Genomic DNA, 17744 nt, shown 5'->3' with positions numbered 1-17744 from the left:
TCTATTTTTCGCCTGCTATATTATATTCTCACAACTGATTTTTTGATGACTTTGCCATTAATACTTACATACCCTGGGAGAAGGATTTCCGTAATGTTCCCGGATAATTTGCTGTTAAGGGTCCTTATGTACAGGTCTTCTCTAAAGACCTCGTTCATTTTCACTTCCTGTGTTTTATACAAAGGGGTGTCATATGTTTTACTGTATTCTTGAAAGAAATACTGAAAAAGAGCGAGCAGGGTTTCTCTTTCTTGTTCTCGCCCTTCCATAATCTCGTTTTTTATAAAATCCCACAAAGATGATATATTTTCATACTGTACACCACAAACAATAAATTCTTGCACTGTATTCCCTTTGAAAATTCCTTTTAAGGAGTTTCTGGTGGTTTCTGATAACTGTTGAACAGCCCTATAAAGTTCTTCTGCTTCTTGATAGTCTGCTCTTCTCTTTTCTAATTCATTGAAATAGGAATCAATTTTCTGATTTAGATAGTGGACTTTTAATTGGAAATCCTTAATTTGCTCTTTTTTAGACTCAATTTCTTGCTGGAGTCTTGCTATTTCTTTTTCTTTTTCTTTCAGCAGCTCCACAGGTTCTCTCATTTGGTTAAACAAGTTAGCTTCTGCTATTTCTTTTATCTTTTCAATAACCCTTTTGTCTTGAAGGGAAACCATTAGTGCATTAATAAAGCTGTCATCTAGTTCTTTATCCATCTTTAAACTCCTTTAAAAGATATCAACACTAACCATTCTAAATTTAAGTAAAGTGTTCTGATGAAGAACTGAAACGTTTTTTCTGCCCAGTTTCTTCTCATGTCTATTTTACAGTCTTTTTCCCTCCGTAAATAGCTTAAAGCGCTTTGTCTGCACTTTAAAGATCCAAAAGGAGGCTTTGTAAAAAGATTTTAGCAGGTCAGTAATCCCGGTCTCTATACGAAAAAAAGATAGCGGGAACCTTATCCCGCTTTAGACCTCTTATTACCTTTTCGACGAAGATTTGATTATATAGTAACCAATTATTAACACAAGTATAGCCAATGTATGCAAAAGTGTATTAACGGGATTATCATGCTCCACAATTACAAGGCGTATCATCGCTGTTATGCCGATATAAAGAAAGTAGCGCAGCGGAAAGTGATAATTCTCCTGAAAATATTTGACGATCATTGCAATGAATTCAAAATATAAAAAGAAGATAAGGATCCTCTCAAGAAGAAGATAATGTTGATCAAAATCATGTGTAAAAACAGATAAATGAACAAAATAGATGATTTCTTTCCCGAGCAAAATACATAATGCACTGGCAAGTAAGATCAATGCTGCATTTAAGGAAAACTGAAGAATTTCAGAAAGCTTGATTTTATATTTTTTCAAAATTTGAACCCTCCATAAGACAGTAGCACGCTAATTGCCATGTTTACCACAGTTAACGCAAAGTAAACCACCAATTGTATCCATCCCTTTTCCCTCTATATCCTTCATTACGTTATTTTGACGTTAAAAAACCGACCTTTCTAATTGAAGAATGGTCGGTTTTAAAGATCAAATATTATTTTTGATTCCATTAACGATTTGAGTTAATCCCTCGTTAATTGGTGCAGCTGGACGCCCGAGAAGTTTTTCGAAATCATTGCTTTCAATTTCTAATGTACCCTCTCGAATGTCTTTTTGGATGCCAACAAGCATAGGAATAAGGAAATCTGGTACGCCAGCACCTTTCATAATTTCGGCATAGGCAGAATCATTAACCTGTTGTACAAGTACTTCTTTACCCAATATAGCACCCAATGCAGAGACTAATTCATCCTGTGTCAACAGCTTACCAGAAAGCTCGTAGACCGTATTTTCGTGTCCCTCACCTGATAACACAGCTGCAGCAGCCTCCGCATAATCTTGTTGTAATGCCCAGCCCACTTTTCCAGTTCCTGCAGAAGTCACCCATGGAGCCCCTGCTAGTACACCTTGAATGCTTGAGCTTTCATTTTCCAAGTACCAATTGTTGCGGAGGAATGAATAAGGAATGCCTGTTTTTAAAATCGCTTCTTCAGTTGCCTTATGTGTAGGCGCAAGAAAATTTTTGCTTTCCATAGCATTCGCTATGCTAGTATAAGCGATAAACTTGACTCGAGCACGCTCTGCTGCAGCTACCGCATTCGTATGCTGCCTGATTCTTGTTTCATTATCTCCATCCGCTGAAATCATTAAGAGCCTGTCAATTCCTGCAAAAGCAGCATCCAATGTTTCTGGACGGTCAAAATCTCCTATGCGAACTTCAACTCCACGACTTCGTAATTCTTCTGCTTTCTCCGGGTTGCGTACACTTAAAGCCAATTGATTTGCTGGCACAGTATTCAATAAGGTTTCTACAACTTTCGTTCCCAGTTTTCCTGTTGCTCCTGTTACTAACATTTTCATATTATATTCCTCCGATTATATTGTTTAACTATCTTTCTTAAATATTCACACTCATCTTGTATTCAACTTAAATACCTGTATTCAATATAGATACTTCTTGTTATTTTGTCAATTAAATACCTTTTTAATTTTTTCCGTATTTTAAGGTATAATACGTTGTATTCAAATAAAATTACATGCTTATTCTATATAATAAATTTTGTAATCATATATAAGGCAGGTGATTGATATGTCTATCAGCAGCCGATTTACAGTTGGCGTTCATATATTAGCTCTTATTGAATTAAATGAAGGGATAAGCTCATCTGAATTTTTAGCAGGCAGCGTAAACACGAACCCAACTTTAATAAGGAAAATTATTGGCATGCTAAAAAAAGCAGGGTTAATCGAAGTACGCCCGGGTATTGCAGGCGCAAATCTGGCCAAGGAACCATCTTCTATAACATTCCTTGACGTTTACAAAGCGGTCGATGTAGTAAAGGAAAAGGAATTATTTAGTGTGCATGAAAATCCGCATCCTAATTGTCCTGTGGGCAGGAACATTCAAGATTCTATCACTCCTGTATTGGCAGCAGCTCAATTAGCATTGGAAAAGGTATTAGGAAATGTAACAATTGAAGATATTGTTAAGGATATTGTTGAAAAGGAGAAATTAAAAATAAACTAATAAAAGACATTCTAGAAACCAGAATGTCTTTTTCGTTGTTCGAAGCCATCTTTGGCCTAGCTGACCTTTGTTTAGAAACCCCGTTTCTTTTTGTTCTTCCAACTTGTACTTCTACTCCACATGCTGCTGCATATTTTGCCCACTTTTAACAGAAACACTTTATTGCAACTCCGTATTTGAATATGCAAATAAGTAAATTCCTTAATATCTTATTATGATTTAAACAATTTGAATTTTGCACATAATGTATTAAAAATATTCGAGTCCTGCCTTTTAATCTCGTGAGAAACAGCCGTTTTCTCAAAGGACGTCCATAGAGAGACTTCTTCTGCATTGAGTAAAATAGTAGAGCCAACCTAAAGAGTAGGTTGGCTCTACTATTTTACTGCCCAGCTCACTGGATCCTGTGTTTTTCACTTCTGTGTATTGCATTGGCGCGTTGTCATCTTTTATTGTAACTGCTTGTGCTACCATTTAGCAGCATCATTTAATCCATATTTATGAATCAATTCTTCTGTGTCATCAAGCCAAGCGTGTTAGGACTAGCAGGATTTTGCCAGCGCTTAATGAATTCTATCTCTTCCTCTGTGCGGTTCTCTGTCAATTTCTTAAATCTTCTAATTCTTTTTTTGTTTCAGCAGACCCATTCAGGTGCTTCTACTTTGAACGAGCTTCCGCCCTTGAATCCAACAGGTAAAGCACTAAAGCCAAAATAATCTAGTTTCGAATAGAGGCTGTTTCCGCTGCGCCTATTGATACAATAAACAAAGTAAATGGGGCTCCCCATATTCGAATGCTGAAATAATCAGAGGCAACCGTGTGAACATCATCGTCTGGATATATTAAATTAAAGACAGCTGCTCAATAGAGCCTTGTAACAAAATAAATCCCCTGTTTTGATAAGAACAGCCATTATAATTGGTCTTGTAAGAGCTTAAATTCCTTGAATATCACTGTTTGCTGATTAAAGAAATTTTTTTATTATTCTAATGCAGCATCTATAAGTTCCTTAGTGTAAGGATGCCGATCTGCTGAAAAGAGATCTTTTGTTTTAAATAAATCAACCAGCCTTCCCTCTTTTAAAACCGCTATTCGTTCACTTATATATTGTACGGTGGCTATATCATGTGAAATGAACAAATAGGACATATTGATTTCACTTTTCAAATCCTTCAGCAAATTTAAAATTTGTGCTTGAATGGATACATCTAAATTGGAAGTTGGTTCGTCAAATATAAGTAAATTGGGCTGAAGGCTTATTCCCCTCGCAATGGCCACTCTCTGCCGCTGGCCCCCGCTGAGCTGATGAGGATACCGATCAAGCAAGCCAGATTGAAGACCCGCCTTTTCAAATAGAATTTCAGCCATCTTACGTTTCTCATTTCTTACTTCTTTTAAAAAAGATGGTGACGCTTCCGGATAATTTTCAAGAGGTTCTATAACCGATTTCCAAACAGGCAGCTTGGGGTTTAACGATGCAGACGGATCCTGAAACACCACCTGTACATGGCGTCTTGCTTTTCTGAGCTCACGGCCCTTTAACTGGCTAAAATCAACGTTATTTACTATAATTTGTCCAGAATCAGACCGATCCAGCGCTAAAATCAGCTTCGCGATCGTGCTTTTTCCGCTCCCGCTTTCTCCGATCAAACCAAGGCATTCTCCTTGCTCCAAATGAAAAGAAACATCGGTCAAAACGGTATTTGACCGATACGATTTAGAAACATTTTTCACTTCAAGCATTTGTATCCACCTTCTCCCTATCTACAGCTTGACAGGCGGTCCATTGGAAACGTCCGGCAGGCTGCATCGCAGGCACCATATAGCATTGTTCAAATGACAGCGGGCATCTAAGGGCAAATGTACATCCCTCTTTAGCAATAAGACCCGGTTCTCCTGGTATGGCAGCAAATTTCTCGAGTGCTGTATAACGTAAAATTGGCCGTGCCTTCAGCAGAAGCTTTGTATAGGGATGTCTTGGATTTTCCCTGAGGCTCTTTGTTGCCCCTTTTTCGACGATCTGTCCTCCATACATAACCGCCATTGAATCTGTTCGCTTTAATACATGCTTCAAATCATGAGAAACAAGAAGGACTGCACAATTTAACTCTTTTTGAAGGCCGGCAAGAAGATCTAAAACTTTTTCCCCTGTCAAAACATCAAGAGCAGTTGTTGGTTCATCCGCAATAATCAAAACTGGTTCAAACATTAAAGCAGCTGCAAGCGAGGCTCTTTGAAGCTGTCCTCCGCTCAGCTGGTGAGGGTAGCTTGAGAAAATCTGCTCCGCTGGCAGCTTTACGCGTTCAAGCCACAAAAGGGCTTGTTTTTTTGCTTCTGGTTTACTGATTTTGTCATGACTTCGAAGCGCTTCAACAAGCTGCCTTCCAATTTTGATAAAGGGGGTAAAACTGTCCTGATAATTTTGAAAAATGTACGCAATCTCTTTCCCGCGAAGGTGGCCCATTTCTTTTTCTGACAAATTTAAAAGGTCTTGGCCACGAATCAATATTTGACCTTCTGAAACACTTAAAGATTTAGGAAGCAAGCCAAGGATAGCAGAAGCTGTCAGGCTTTTTCCGCTCCCGCTTTCACCTGCAAGACCCAGCATTTCACCTGGCCGAATGCTGAGGTTTAGCTTTTTAACCAATCTGTGTTCTTCGCCCCCTTTGTCCTCATACAAGGAAATAGAGAGATTTTTTATTTCCAGCACAGGAGAAGTTCGAAATAAAGCATCTTTCTCGTTTTCTTTTTCTGTTGCTATTTCTTTAGTAAGCGTCATAACGGCAGACATCTTAACCCTCCTGTTTCTTTGTTAACTGCTTTTTACATCAAGCTTATCCCGCAGCCCCTCTCCAATTAAATTGCAGGATAATACAACAAGGAAGATAGCCATTCCCGGATAAACCATCAATTCAGGAACGGTTTGAAAATACGCTCTTCCGTCATTTAACATTGCTCCCCATTCCGGTGCAGGAGGCTGAGCGCCTAAGCCTAGATAAGATAAAGAAGAGATAATTAAAATAACTTTGCCGACATCCAGCGCGGCAAGTACAAAAACCGGGGAAATGATCTGGGGAAGCAAATGTCTCGCAATAATCTTCCATGTTGGGCACCCTCCGACTTTGGCAGCCAATACATATTCTTTTTCTCGCTCTGACAAAACGATGCCCCTGACAATACGGGTGTAGCTGACCCACTTTACCAACACAACAGAAATCATTAAATTCATTAAACTTGGACCTAGAAAACCTGCAATCGCAATCGCTAAAATAAACTCAGGCAATGCAATGAGGCCATCTGCTATTCGCATCATGAATGAATCAAATCGCCCCCCAATATAACCTGAAAGCAAGCCAATGGGAATGCCAATTAAAAGTACTGTAATGATAACCAAAGCCGTAATCCCGAGTGTTGCCCTAGAACCATTAACAAGTCTTGAAAAAATGCATCTTCCCATATGATCTGTCCCGAAAGGATACGTTAAACTCGGGGAAGCAAGACGCTCCGCCATATTTGCTGATAATGGATCGTTCGGTACAAGAAACGGTCCAATAATGGTCATCAATATAATAATTGTAAGAAGAAATATGCCCCAAAGAGTCATCGGTCTGCTGCTTTTTAAATGCCATTGCAAAGCAAAAGGATTTTTTTGTAAAGCAAATGAGATTTTCAACCGCTTTCCCTCTTTCCTTGATTAATACGTGGATCAATTAGATAGTAGGACAAATCCACAAGCAGGTTCAATACTACGACGAGTACACCAGTTAACAAGACATAGCCTTGAATAACAGGATAATCACGGCTCAAAATGGCATCAACCGCCATGCTTCCCAGTCCTGGCCATGAAAATAAAATTTCAACCACCACTGCTCCCCCCAGCAAGCTTCCCAAGCTTAAACCGAAAACCGTCATTACAGGGATCAGGGCTGCTCTAAATGCATGCAGCCAAAGAAGCCTCCATTCCTTTACGCCTCTTGCTCTTCCAGCCCGGATATAATCCTTAGAGAGGGTTTCAATAAGTCCAGCACGAAGAAGCCTGGCATATACAGCTGCCAGTGTGAATCCCAATGTAATAGAAGGCAGTATCATTTGAGAAACCGAGCCCATCCCTCCGGAAGGAAAGATCTGGAACTTAAAAGCGAAAATGTAAATGAGCATCAAACCCAGCCAAAAACTTGGAATTGATGCTCCAATCAGGGCAAAGATCCGTCCGATTTGATCAGGCCATTTCCCTGGATAACGGGCAGAAAGAACACCCAGCGGAACGGATATGCCCACCATGACCAAAAGCGCTCCGGCAGTAAGCTGAAGGGTGATCGGCAAGCGTTCTGCTATTTCATTCCATACAGGTTTTCCGCTCATATAGGACGTTCCGAGGTCCAGTTGCATTACGCCAATCATCCACTGCCCATATTGAACATAGATGGGCTGATCAAATCCAAGGCTGCTGCGCAGCTTCGCTTGATCAGCATCTGTAACGATCATTTCATCCGAATTTAAAATGGCGAGCACCGGGTCACCAGGAGCCATTTTCATTAACCCAAAAGTAAAGATGGACAAGAAAAGAACAACCAAAACCAATTGAAAGAGCCTTTTTCTAATAAAGGACAACAACTTTATTTCACATCCATGGAGTGGGTAAGAATATAATACTCTTCCGCCGTTGGCTCCCAGTTTGTAATGCGTTTGTTTACACCGACAATAATATTGGGATAAACAGCATAGCTATGGACAGCATGTTCATTGATAATATTGGCGGCGTCCTTTGTTAAATTGGTTCTTTTCTCAGCATCATTTGTTGTATTTAATTCTTGAATAACGTCATTTAATGCCGAGATATTGATTTTCCCTACATTCAGTGCTCCCGTGTCTGTGAACGCTGTATTCAAGAAATAGCTTCCATCTCCACGTGGAGACGTATTATTGCTATAGGTAGCAAGGTCCCAGTCAGTGTTTTCTGCAAGGTGTGTATCCGCATTTTCAACGTTTTTGATCTCAACGTCTATGCCTGCTTTCGCAGCATCCGATTGAAACAGCTGGGCAATGAGTGGAAGCTCTGGCCGTGCTTTGTATGTGATAAGTTCTAGTGTAAGCGGCTTCCCGTCTTTTTCCATCGAACCATCTGCATTTTCTGTATATCCTGCCTCGTTTAGTAATGTTTTTGCTTTTTCAACGTTCAGCTCCTGAACTTTATCTGAGAGGCCAAAAGGAAGAGTGCCGTTAAATGGACCGTTTGCCGGTTCTGCATGCCCAAGCATAATATCGTCCTTGATGCTTTTCCGATCAATTAACAAATTAAGCGCTTGCCGGACTTTTACATTCGAAACATTGGCACTTTGCTGATTATATAAAATAAAATGCGATCTAAGACCCGGCACTGATTCCACCTTAAGGTTTTTATCTTGCTCAATCGCTTTCATTCCTTCAGCCGGAAGATTATACACGATATCAGCTTCTTTGGATTGTAAACCGAGGGCCCGCACATTTGCATCTTCAATAAATTGAATGGCTGCTTCGTCTATTCTAGGCTCTCCTGCCCAATAGCTGTTATATTTACTCACCTGAACTTCCTGGTTAGGAATAAAGTTTTTGACTTTAAATGGCCCCGTGCCTACCGGAGCATTTTGAAATTCTTCAGCACCTATTTCTTTTTCAGACTCGGTATTTACAATAGATGTGTAAGGATTTACCAGCTCGGAAGGGAGAGCAGGATATGGTTCGGATGTCGTAATGGTAAGTGTTTGTCCATCTGCTTCCAACGATTTAATTTTCAAAGACCCGCTAAGTGATTCATTTACATCTATACTTCTTTCCAAGGATGCTTTAACTCTAGCGGCATCAAGTTTTGTTCCATCATGAAAGGTAATATCATCACGAATGGCAAATTCCCACGTCACATTATCTTTTGTTGACCATTTTTCAGCAAGCCATCCTTCAATATGCGAATCTTTACCTACCTTTAACAGTGTCTCTGTAACGCCTGCCCGAATGGGTGTAAATACAGTATGGGGATCCATATTTGGTGATTTAAAACTGAAGATCATCTTTACGTTTTTTTCTTCCTTTGTTGTACCTTCTTTTTCTGTACTGCTGTTTTCAGATGAACAGCCCATTGCTAAAAAAATAAACAAAATAGCTAACAAAACAATTAGATTTTTTATACTTAATAAGGGCTTAACCATTTCTTTTATCATCCTCTGCTCTTTATTCGTAATTATTACGATTTAAATCACGGACCATAAAACGTAATAATTACAGTTTATAACGGATATAGTACTGTTCAATTGTTCAATAAAAAGTTAATCTGTTTATTCAACCTGTGAGCTTTTCAGAAGTTTTGAGCTTTCTGCGGGTTTCTTCTTTTTAATCGATAAAAGAACACATGATGCAATAATTAATAGACCCCCTAAAACAGTATACACATCAGGAACTTCCGCCCAAAATAAAAATCCCCACATAGCATTAAATACAATTCCTATATAGCGGGTGATTTCAACAACCACAATGTTTTCATGCGTAAATGCTTTTGTAAGAAAAATCTGCCCAAAAAGAGAAACAATGCCTATGCATATCAAATAAAAAAGTTCGAGTGGAGATGGAATCACAAAATCCGTCCACATTAATGGAATGGAAATGATCACGCCTGCAGCTAAAAAATAAAAAACAATTTCATAAGAATGGTGCATCTTGCTCAAATACTTAATGGAAGTTGCTGCTCCTGCTGCAAAGAATGCACTTAAAACTCCAGCCAGCGCATAAATAGAATAAGATGAATAGTTGAACGGCTTGACTAGAAGAATGGCACCTAAAAAAACAAGGGGCAGAATGTAAAACGTCTCTTTTGATATCTTTTCATTTAAAAAGAGAGCAGATAGAATTAGGACAAAAACCGTTGATAAATGGGCTAAAATGCTGGCATCTGCAAGTGGAATCTTAGAAATAGTATAGAAATAGGCTAACAGATACAAGGCACCAAGCAGTCCTCTTACTAAAAGCATCGGCACTCCTTTTGTGGAAAAAGCTACTTTGCTATGACGCATCATCAAATAAATTAAAACTGTTCCAATAAGGCTTCTGAAAAAGACAATTTCGGCTGCAGGAATGGTGAGACTCACTGCTTTAACCAGTGCATTCATTACACTAAACACTAGGGAAGAAATAATGGCCAGGATCACGCCGTTTTTCATAGAGTTTTCCCCCTGTCTTGTGCCAGATCTGCCCACTTCTGCTCTATCGTATAAACTGCAGGATTGTAATTGGAAAAATCCACCTGATTTTCTGTGCTAAACTTTATTACTTCTCTTTCAAATGTCTGCAAAAGTGATAAAGCTTGAGGCATTTGAATGCCAGCTGATTGGGCAAGTTCATAAATGAGTTTCAACTTTTGATAGTCCTCCAGAGGAATTCTCGGAATAACCCACTTTCCATTACTGTCTATCTCCGCTTGTTTAAATGGAACAGCAGAAAAATCAAAGTACTTTCCTTTATCGTCTGGGATAGAAAATGGATCAATAAGAATGGCTGAGTATCTTATGTATAATAGGTACTCTTGTTTTTCTTTACTGAAAGAATGAAACATATCAATATCTTCACGTGAAAGGGTTTTTTCATGAACAGGATAATTATCATCATTTAAGAATTGCAGCAGATTAATGGGCTGGGCGCCAAAACATTCAACAACAGCAGAGATTTCTTTCCAAAGACGAACCATTGCTCGTATCGTGTGCTGAGTAATGGGGCCTTCAGGGTAAATTTTATACATACATTTTAATGACTGTTCTTTTCTCAAAATTTGATTCATGGAAAAAGAATTCATGAATAAAGGAGGATGAACATACGTAGTGATACTCTTGCTTTCCGCTTCAATAGGTGACGCAGCCATTTGGCATTGAACCCCTAAGCTTTCAATAAATGTGGATACAAGTGTTAAAAAAAAGCTATTCTTTTTAGATGAAGCAAGATAAATCCGCTTTTTCAATGCTTTTGTCAGGACGGCGGTACCTTCTTTCTCACTTCTTTCATATTTTGTTGCGGCATAATAAGCCGAGAAACTAATCAACTCGATTTTTTCTAATTCTTCTTTAAAATGACGCTCAATCAGGAAGTTCGACCCTATACCGGGAGAAAGAAGGATCATTGTTTTTGCTTTTTTTAATTTTTTAAGTGAAAGGCTTTTTAGGACTTCTAGATAGCTGTCACTGGGTGTGCAAATAATAAGTGTCTCCCATCGATCGTCTATCTCTTTAAAACTGCCGTAAAAACAATCAAGATTTCCCTCTCCACTGAGTGCACGGTTTTGGCCTTGATACCTTGCTTTAAGCACTTGACCATACTTTTTAAAACTTTCTTTCAATCGGTTTGTATGAGCTCCCTCCCGATTGACAAGTCCAAGTTTATCGCACCATCCCCTTGATATATCCACAGCGATGTTGATTGCGGCGGGTCCCGCACCGACTATTAATGTGTTTCCAAAAGGCGTTGTTTTCATGTCTACACTATTTCCTTTCCTGCGCAGTGAACCTTTCCCTTTTTCAAGACGACAGTGTCGTAGAAATGATCTTTTTGCACAACATTCGTATAGTTCCATTCATTTGATAAATCTTGATCCAGAGGATAATTAAACATGGATTTGAGTCCGTTTCCGTACCTGATAATCACCTTTGCTTCTTCAGGAAGAACTGACTTTAATTCTTTCAGAACTTCAATCTTATTTTTGACAAGCGAGGCGATTATGATATGCGTAGCGCCTTTTATAAAGGACAATTCACTTACTCTTTGATTCGTAAATGAAACCTTGGATTCGAGGCCAGTAAGCTTTGCTATATTTTTGCCCATCTCAACAGCCTCCACATCAATGTCAAGACACATAATCTCAGCGCCTGTCTGCTTCGCAATTGTAAGAGCAGAAATAGGGAATGCTCCTGATCCTATAAAAACGACCTTTGATTTTCCATTAATCCCAAGAGATTCTAATTCGTTTTTTACCGATTTACATAAGCTGGATATGTATGCAGAGATATCTGCTTGATCATTGAACGTGCACGATGACTGGTATTTTTCAATTGTGCAAATAGCTTTTGAAGAGGCTTCCCGAAGCTCTGCCGAATTTTTTCTGATTTCCTCATCCTCCCCCCATTGTTTCCACCTCTCCCCATTCTTTTCACTGACAACAAATTTGGAAAGGTCATCAAGCTTGTTTGTAAGAAGCTCATAACAAGACTTGCTTTCTTTTATATATGCTGAAAGCTCATTTAATTCATGCCGTATCATTTTGATGGAAACTAAAAATTCGTACTTATCAGACATTATAAACCACTCCCTCACATAAATCGTAACTATTACGATTTAAATCGTAACACTCTCCCTCTTTTTCAGTCAATCACGTTTTATTAATCAGTTAAATTTACCTAGAAAATGAAAATATTATTATAATGCTATTGTTTATTTCTTAGGAATCCATTTTCATTTGTTTCCCAATGCTTTTTGAACCGATTATCATTTTTTCTTGTCTGTCTGGATGAGGGGGTCTTCACAGCTTGAGAGGCCTTTTCTAAAACGCAAAAAAGACAAAGAAGCCTCAAATCAAATACTTGAAAGCTGCTTTGTCTAACTTATTCAGACCGCTTTTTTTATCATCCTTTTAAACAAAATCCAATTCCGCTGTTACGGGCATTGCACGTTTTTGAAGGCTGTCGGAGCGCACACTATAGGCGATTACTTTCTTTTTGTACTGTCTGACTACATCTACGTGATCTTCATAACTATACACAAATAACTTAATCTCTTTTTTGCCCTTTTTTGTATCAATGACTAATGGAGTTCCACTATTTTCTGGATGTAAAAACAAATGCTCATTCCCTGGAAATATATAGTATTTTTCTAAAACTGTCGCTTCGTTAAAATCTTGAATTACTTGAATTTTGTCTCCATCTTCCAAACGTTTTCCGTCAAAGGTGATGATAACGTTCTCTTCGCTTAGTTTTCCATGCATTTCAAATTTACTGATAAGCCATGTCACCGCAGAGGTTGGAAGACAAGACACTACTATTTTAAAAGTCCCTATGAGAATTGCCAAAATGATAGCAGTCATTGTCATATTTCATCATCTCCGTTATAAAGTAAATATTATTATCTAAGTTAGACTATCATAGTACAGTCTTTTTTTTCTCAGAAAATCAAACCATTCTGTGAACGTATCATTTTTTTTGCGGCATAAATGAACGGAATTTTCATTTATTTGTCAATGAAATTCCGTTCTATAAAGAGCGTACTTTTAACCAGCAAACAAAACATCTACTTGCTTAACTTACAATTCTGTGAGAATCTAAAGGTACAAACGTTCGCAAAAAGAGGATTTAGATTTGGCTAGACTAATACGGACTAATGCTATAACTAAATGATTTAAAAAGGAAGTGACCTCAATGGCTTCACCACGAGAAGAACAGCTGATGAATGTAAGGATTGAAGGGCTTCTAAAGGAGATGCCATTTTATGTTGTGGAGTTTGTCCGGGCTAAATTAAGAGCCGGTCTTTCCCCCGCTACACTTTTGGATTACCTATATGATTATCTCAATTTCTTTCATTGGCTCCGCAAAGAAGGAATTGTACATATGGATGATAATGTATCGATTCCCTTTACGATTTTAGCGGAACTTCGAAAAAAAGACATTGAATATTATATCGACCACCTTCAAGGAGAATCGATTGAAGTCCGCGCCGGTGTATGGAAAAAACGGTCTGATGCCCGTGTCACACGTGTGATTCAATCCTTAAAGTCTTTATTTCGCTATCTTACTGAAGAAACTGAAGATGAAACAGGGGAATGTTATTTTGACCGAAATGTAATGGCTAAAATAAAAACAATAAAAAGCAAAGAAACAAAACGCCACCGTGCCCGTCGAATCAGCAGTGCGATTCTGAATGAATCCGAAATAAGTGAATTTATCAATTTTATGAAATGGGAATACGAACACACGCTAACTCCGCGAAGAAAAGCAATGTATCTTCGCAACAAAGAACGGGATATCGCCATTATTTCCCTTATGCTGGGTTCTGGGACCCGGGTTGGGGAAATTGCAGGCATCACTCTTATGGATATCGATGTGAAAAAGAATCAAATAGATGTGAACCGGAAAGGCGGCAAAACCGATTCCATCCATGTCCTCCCTTCCTCTATGCAAGATCTAGAAGTGTACCTGGCGATTCGTAAACAGCGTTATGGAGCAACAGATAAAGATGTCTACGTGTTTTTATCCAAATACAAGGGACAAGCACAGCCACTTTCCATCCGTGCGATTCAAAATAACATAAATGAGTATACAAGCGCCTTTACAAGCGGGAAATCGCTCAGCCCTCATAAAATGCGCCACTCTTTTGCTACGGATTGGTTGAGAAACGGAGGAAGCCTGGTCTTATTAAGAGAGCAGCTTGGCCATAGCTCTATCGAAACGACTTCCCTTTACACGAATTTATCTGATACAGACAGTCAACGCATTATGGAGAGCATTGATATTAACCGTACAGGAAGTGATATAGAGGAATAAAATAGGTTCCCCTAAATGAATATAAGGGGCAAAACCGCCTGAGATTCAAATCACATGGCGGTTTTGTTTCATAAAAGAAATAATAATAGTTATTAAAAGGGGAGTTAACCGCTTCTTTTTGCTAATCCAAGGACAAATCATAACCAAGCGGTGCCATTTTCCCCTGATGTTCCAGACCATTCGTTGATATTTTTAAAATACTTAATGGTACTCGATTACTATATAATAGGAAAATATTCCTCATACCTTGGATTACAATAATACGGAAGTCTAGGTCCTATTTTTGGCAATAGCCAGCAATCAGGATTATCATTATATAATACCTCTGCTTTTTCTTCTGAATGATTTACCAACAAAAACTTTACTTCTGGAAAAAACTCAACGCAATTCATCTAAAAGCCTCCTTAAAACTTTCTTCTTACTACCCACCTTATTCAATGTTCCATTTTTTGTCCATTCCATAAGAATTTACATCCAGCGGCGGTAACCACTCACGACAGAAGCCCATTTCCCATACAATGACCTAAAATAGTTTATTTTTAGGAGGGGATTTCCGATGCAAAATAACGAGAAGAAACCTACCGAACAAGACTATCCGATGCACCCTCATTACGGAAAAATAACGAAATATCAGGACACCCCGCTTACGGTACCCGAACAACGGCAGCTCCGCCAGCCAGGTTTAGAAGAACTAATGGTACCAAAGCCGATTATCGAAAATCCGAATTATAGAGGGAGCGGAAAATTAAAAGGAAAGGTCGCATTAATCACTGGAGGAGACAGCGGGATCGGTGCGGCAGCAGCCATTGCTTTTGCAAAGGAAGGTGCAAATATTGCAATTTCGTATTTGGATGAACATGAAGATGCATATCGAACGAAAGCAAGAATTGAAGAACTTGGGCAGCGTTGTTTATTATTGCCCGGTGACGTGAGAAAGAAGCAGCAATGCATTGACATTGTGGAAAAAACGATGGAGACATTCGGGGAACTTGATGTTCTATGCAACCATGTCGGTATCCAGTTTCAGCAATCAAGCTTGCTTGATATTACGGATGAGCAATTCGATGATACCTTTAAAGTAAATATCTATTCCCACTTCTATACAACACGTGCAGCACTTCTATATTTAAAAGCAGGAAGCTCCATTATCAATACCTCTTCCATTGTTACATATATCGGGCATAAACAATTGATTGACTACACAGCAACAAAAGGAGCGAATATTGGTTTTACACGTGCATTGGCAAACAATCTAGTAGGAAAAGGGATCCGCGTAAACGCTGTTGCTCCCGGACGGGTATGGACTCCCCTCATTCCGTCCAGCTTCTCAGCAGACCAAGTGCCGATCGTGGATAATCCGATGGAGCGGCAAGGCCAGCCTTTTGAACTCGCCCCTACCTATGTCTATCTTGCTTCTGACGATTCACGTTACGTAACCGGACAAACGCTTCATGTGAATGGAGGCGAGTGGACATCCTCCTAAGATAGGTTAGAAAAATAAAACATAAAAAAACACCTCTTGTATCGAAATAATAAAACGAATTTCGATACAAGAGTGTGTTTCCGGACTGTCACTGTGTTATCGGCGTTTTGGAACTAATCGTTTGATAAGCGTGGGCTGCTTGCAGGACAATATCGTCCTCACCCGTTCTGCCCACTACCATCATTCCAACTGGCATACCTTCGGAAATTCCACACGGTACATTCATAGCCGGATGTCCTGTAATATCAAAAGGAGCTGTGTTTTGAATCATCTCAAGCGCTCTGCCGACCACAACTTCCCTCGGTGAATCAGCAGGAGGAATCATCGTTGCTTTCATTGGCGTAGTCGGCATAATTAAAATATCATAAGACTTGAACATATCGTCATAGGCCTGCTTTAGCTGACGGGCTAAATTTTGCGACAATCCATAATATTTCCCGTTGTATTCTTCGTGCATATACTGGCCTAGCAGCATGGTCAACTTAACGGTTTCAGAATATTCATTCGCTCTCGTTTTTCTGCCTTTTCCATAAGCATCTAAAAGATTTATGCTATAATGCCCTTTCCAGTTCGTACCCATCCCGTTTTCTTTCACCATTAGCGAAGTCAGCCCCTCTATGCCAATCCCATTCCAAATATGAATCCCGTCTCGATGAAGGGGAATCGAAACTTCCTCAACCGCTGCACCAGCAGATGAAAGGCTATAGGCTGCTTCTTTAACCTTAGCGTCCACATCTTCCTCAGATATACCTTCCCAGCCAAAACCTTCCTTCAAGATGCCGATTTTTAACCCTTCCGCATGTCCTTTAAGGGCTTTGCTATATGGTTTCACCGTCAAGTTTGATTGTCTTGGATCAAGTCCGTCGTCCCCAGCTAATACCTCTAATAATAATGCAACATCTTCTACACTTCTTGCGATTGGACCAGCGTGATCCAACGTGAGTTCAATCGGCATGATGCCGGTATAAGAAACAAGACCATATGTAGGTTTTAGGCCGTATACACCGCACCAGGAACTGGGCATTCGAATAGATCCCCCTTGATCGCAGCCGATTGCCATATCCACTTCCCCTGCGGCAACCAACGCGGCAGATCCACTTGAAGAACCTCCTGTAGACCGTGTTGGATCAATCGGATTCAAAACAGGTCCAGTAGCAGAAGTATGACTGCCGCCGGACAGACAAAAATCTTCACAAACGGCTTTCCCAGCAATTTCCCCGCCTTCATCTAGTATTCTGGTAACAATGGTAGCATCCTCAGCTGGAACAAAACCCTCTAAAATAGCAGAACCGTTCATCATTGGCACTCCAGCAAGACTAATGTTATCTTTCAAGGCAATCTTTTTCCCCGCCAGTTTTCCGGTGTCTTTACCTTTTACAGCTGTTTTCCAATACCACGCATTGTACTTGTTTTCTTCAGCCGGCGGCCTGTATCCGGAGGTTCGAGGATACTTAACAGGCAGTGCCGGTTCAACCAGCTCATTCAACCGGTTATAAGATTGGAGTGGACCGCTAGAAATCATTTCTTGGAAAGAAGCCAAATCTTCTTGAGTTAGTGTTAAGTGGAACTCTTTCGCAATTTTGTCAAGTTGATCAATAGTAGGTTTTTTAACAGTCATCAAACCACTCCTCTTTATA

The 17744-nt window shown here is 39.5% G+C and carries 16 protein-coding genes; 3 read left to right on the top strand and 13 right to left on the bottom strand.

Translation table 11 applies throughout. From position 1 onward, the window contains the following. Positions 1–20: 20 nt before the first annotated feature. The 3 genes from BTO28_RS13335 to BTO28_RS13325 all read right to left on the bottom strand — a co-directional run bounded on the left by BTO28_RS13335 (position 21) and on the right by BTO28_RS13325 (position 2414). Positions 21–713: a coiled-coil domain-containing protein gene (locus BTO28_RS13335; RefSeq protein ID WP_076767069.1), complete on the bottom strand. Its 693-nt coding sequence runs from the start codon at positions 711–713 to the stop codon at positions 21–23. A 264-nt stretch (positions 714–977) separates the two neighbouring features. After that, positions 978–1373 carry a phosphate-starvation-inducible protein PsiE gene (gene psiE / locus BTO28_RS13330; protein WP_233129885.1) on the bottom strand — a complete coding sequence of 132 codons (396 nt, stop codon included), beginning with the start codon at positions 1371–1373 and terminating at the stop codon, positions 978–980. A gap of 168 nt (positions 1374–1541) precedes the next feature. Then, the gene (locus tag BTO28_RS13325) at positions 1542–2414 is read right to left on the bottom strand and encodes an SDR family oxidoreductase (RefSeq protein WP_076767065.1); all 873 of its coding nucleotides are present in this window, start codon (positions 2412–2414) and stop codon (positions 1542–1544) included. A gap of 229 nt (positions 2415–2643) precedes the next feature. Here BTO28_RS13325 and BTO28_RS13320 point away from each other — a divergent pair, with 229 nt between their 5' ends. Then, a complete protein-coding gene (locus tag BTO28_RS13320; protein WP_076767062.1) occupies positions 2644–3081 on the top strand; it encodes an Rrf2 family transcriptional regulator in 438 nt (145 codons plus the stop codon). 981 nt (positions 3082–4062) lie between these two features. On the opposite strand, the gene BTO28_RS13315 is transcribed toward BTO28_RS13320, so the two are convergent. From BTO28_RS13315 to BTO28_RS13275, 9 genes are all read right to left on the bottom strand, one after another. Continuing rightward, positions 4063–4824: an ABC transporter ATP-binding protein gene (locus BTO28_RS13315; RefSeq protein ID WP_076767060.1), complete on the bottom strand. Its 762-nt coding sequence runs from the start codon at positions 4822–4824 to the stop codon at positions 4063–4065. Further along, complete coding sequence (locus BTO28_RS13310) at positions 4817–5872, bottom strand: ABC transporter ATP-binding protein (RefSeq protein ID WP_076767058.1); 1056 nt, start codon at positions 5870–5872, stop codon at positions 4817–4819. The genes BTO28_RS13315 and BTO28_RS13310 overlap by 8 nt, the downstream gene beginning before the upstream one ends. Before the next feature lie 21 nt (positions 5873–5893). Next, positions 5894–6685, bottom strand: a complete 792-nt coding sequence (gene nikC, locus BTO28_RS13305) for a nickel transporter permease (protein WP_076767093.1) — start codon at positions 6683–6685, stop codon at positions 5894–5896. Positions 6686–6750: 65 nt separating this feature from the next. Further along, positions 6751–7695: a nickel ABC transporter permease gene (gene nikB / locus BTO28_RS13300; RefSeq protein WP_076767056.1), complete on the bottom strand. Its 945-nt coding sequence runs from the start codon at positions 7693–7695 to the stop codon at positions 6751–6753. 2 nt (positions 7696–7697) lie between these two features. Further along, positions 7698–9275, bottom strand: coding sequence for a nickel ABC transporter substrate-binding protein (nikA, locus tag BTO28_RS13295; protein WP_076767053.1), 1578 nt, complete (start codon positions 9273–9275; stop codon positions 7698–7700). 114 nt (positions 9276–9389) lie between these two features. Then, entirely contained in the window at positions 9390–10268 is an 879-nt protein-coding gene (locus BTO28_RS13290) for a DMT family transporter (RefSeq protein ID WP_076767051.1), read from the bottom strand. Continuing rightward, positions 10265–11569 carry an opine metallophore biosynthesis dehydrogenase gene (locus BTO28_RS13285; RefSeq protein WP_076767048.1) on the bottom strand — a complete coding sequence of 435 codons (1305 nt, stop codon included), beginning with the start codon at positions 11567–11569 and terminating at the stop codon, positions 10265–10267. The genes BTO28_RS13290 and BTO28_RS13285 overlap by 4 nt, the downstream gene beginning before the upstream one ends. Positions 11570–11571: 2 nt before the next feature. Continuing rightward, on the bottom strand, positions 11572–12405 hold the full coding sequence (locus tag BTO28_RS13280; RefSeq protein WP_144289487.1) for a nicotianamine synthase family protein: 834 nt from the start codon (positions 12403–12405) through the stop codon (positions 11572–11574). A gap of 316 nt (positions 12406–12721) precedes the next feature. Then, positions 12722–13177: a YfmQ family protein gene (locus BTO28_RS13275; protein WP_076767044.1), complete on the bottom strand. Its 456-nt coding sequence runs from the start codon at positions 13175–13177 to the stop codon at positions 12722–12724. Positions 13178–13502: 325 nt separating this feature from the next. Between BTO28_RS13275 and xerS the strand changes: the two genes are divergently transcribed. Together xerS and BTO28_RS13265 are read left to right on the top strand one after the other, a co-directional pair. After that, positions 13503–14624 (top strand): tyrosine recombinase XerS, encoded by a 1122-nt coding sequence (gene xerS, locus BTO28_RS13270; protein WP_076767042.1) that lies wholly within the window; start codon positions 13503–13505, stop codon positions 14622–14624. Between the two features lie 556 nt (positions 14625–15180). Further along, the gene (locus BTO28_RS13265; protein ID WP_076767040.1) at positions 15181–16107 is read left to right on the top strand and encodes an SDR family oxidoreductase; all 927 of its coding nucleotides are present in this window, start codon (positions 15181–15183) and stop codon (positions 16105–16107) included. Positions 16108–16195: 88 nt separating this feature from the next. On the opposite strand, the gene BTO28_RS13260 is transcribed toward BTO28_RS13265, so the two are convergent. Further along, complete coding sequence (locus tag BTO28_RS13260) at positions 16196–17725, bottom strand: amidase (RefSeq protein WP_076767038.1); 1530 nt, start codon at positions 17723–17725, stop codon at positions 16196–16198. Positions 17726–17744: the final 19 nt, after the last annotated feature.

Source organism: Domibacillus epiphyticus, assembly GCF_001975785.1.
GTDB lineage: Bacteria > Bacillota > Bacilli > Bacillales > Domibacillaceae > Domibacillus > Domibacillus epiphyticus.
This window is presented reverse-complemented; position numbering and strand designations above follow the sequence as displayed.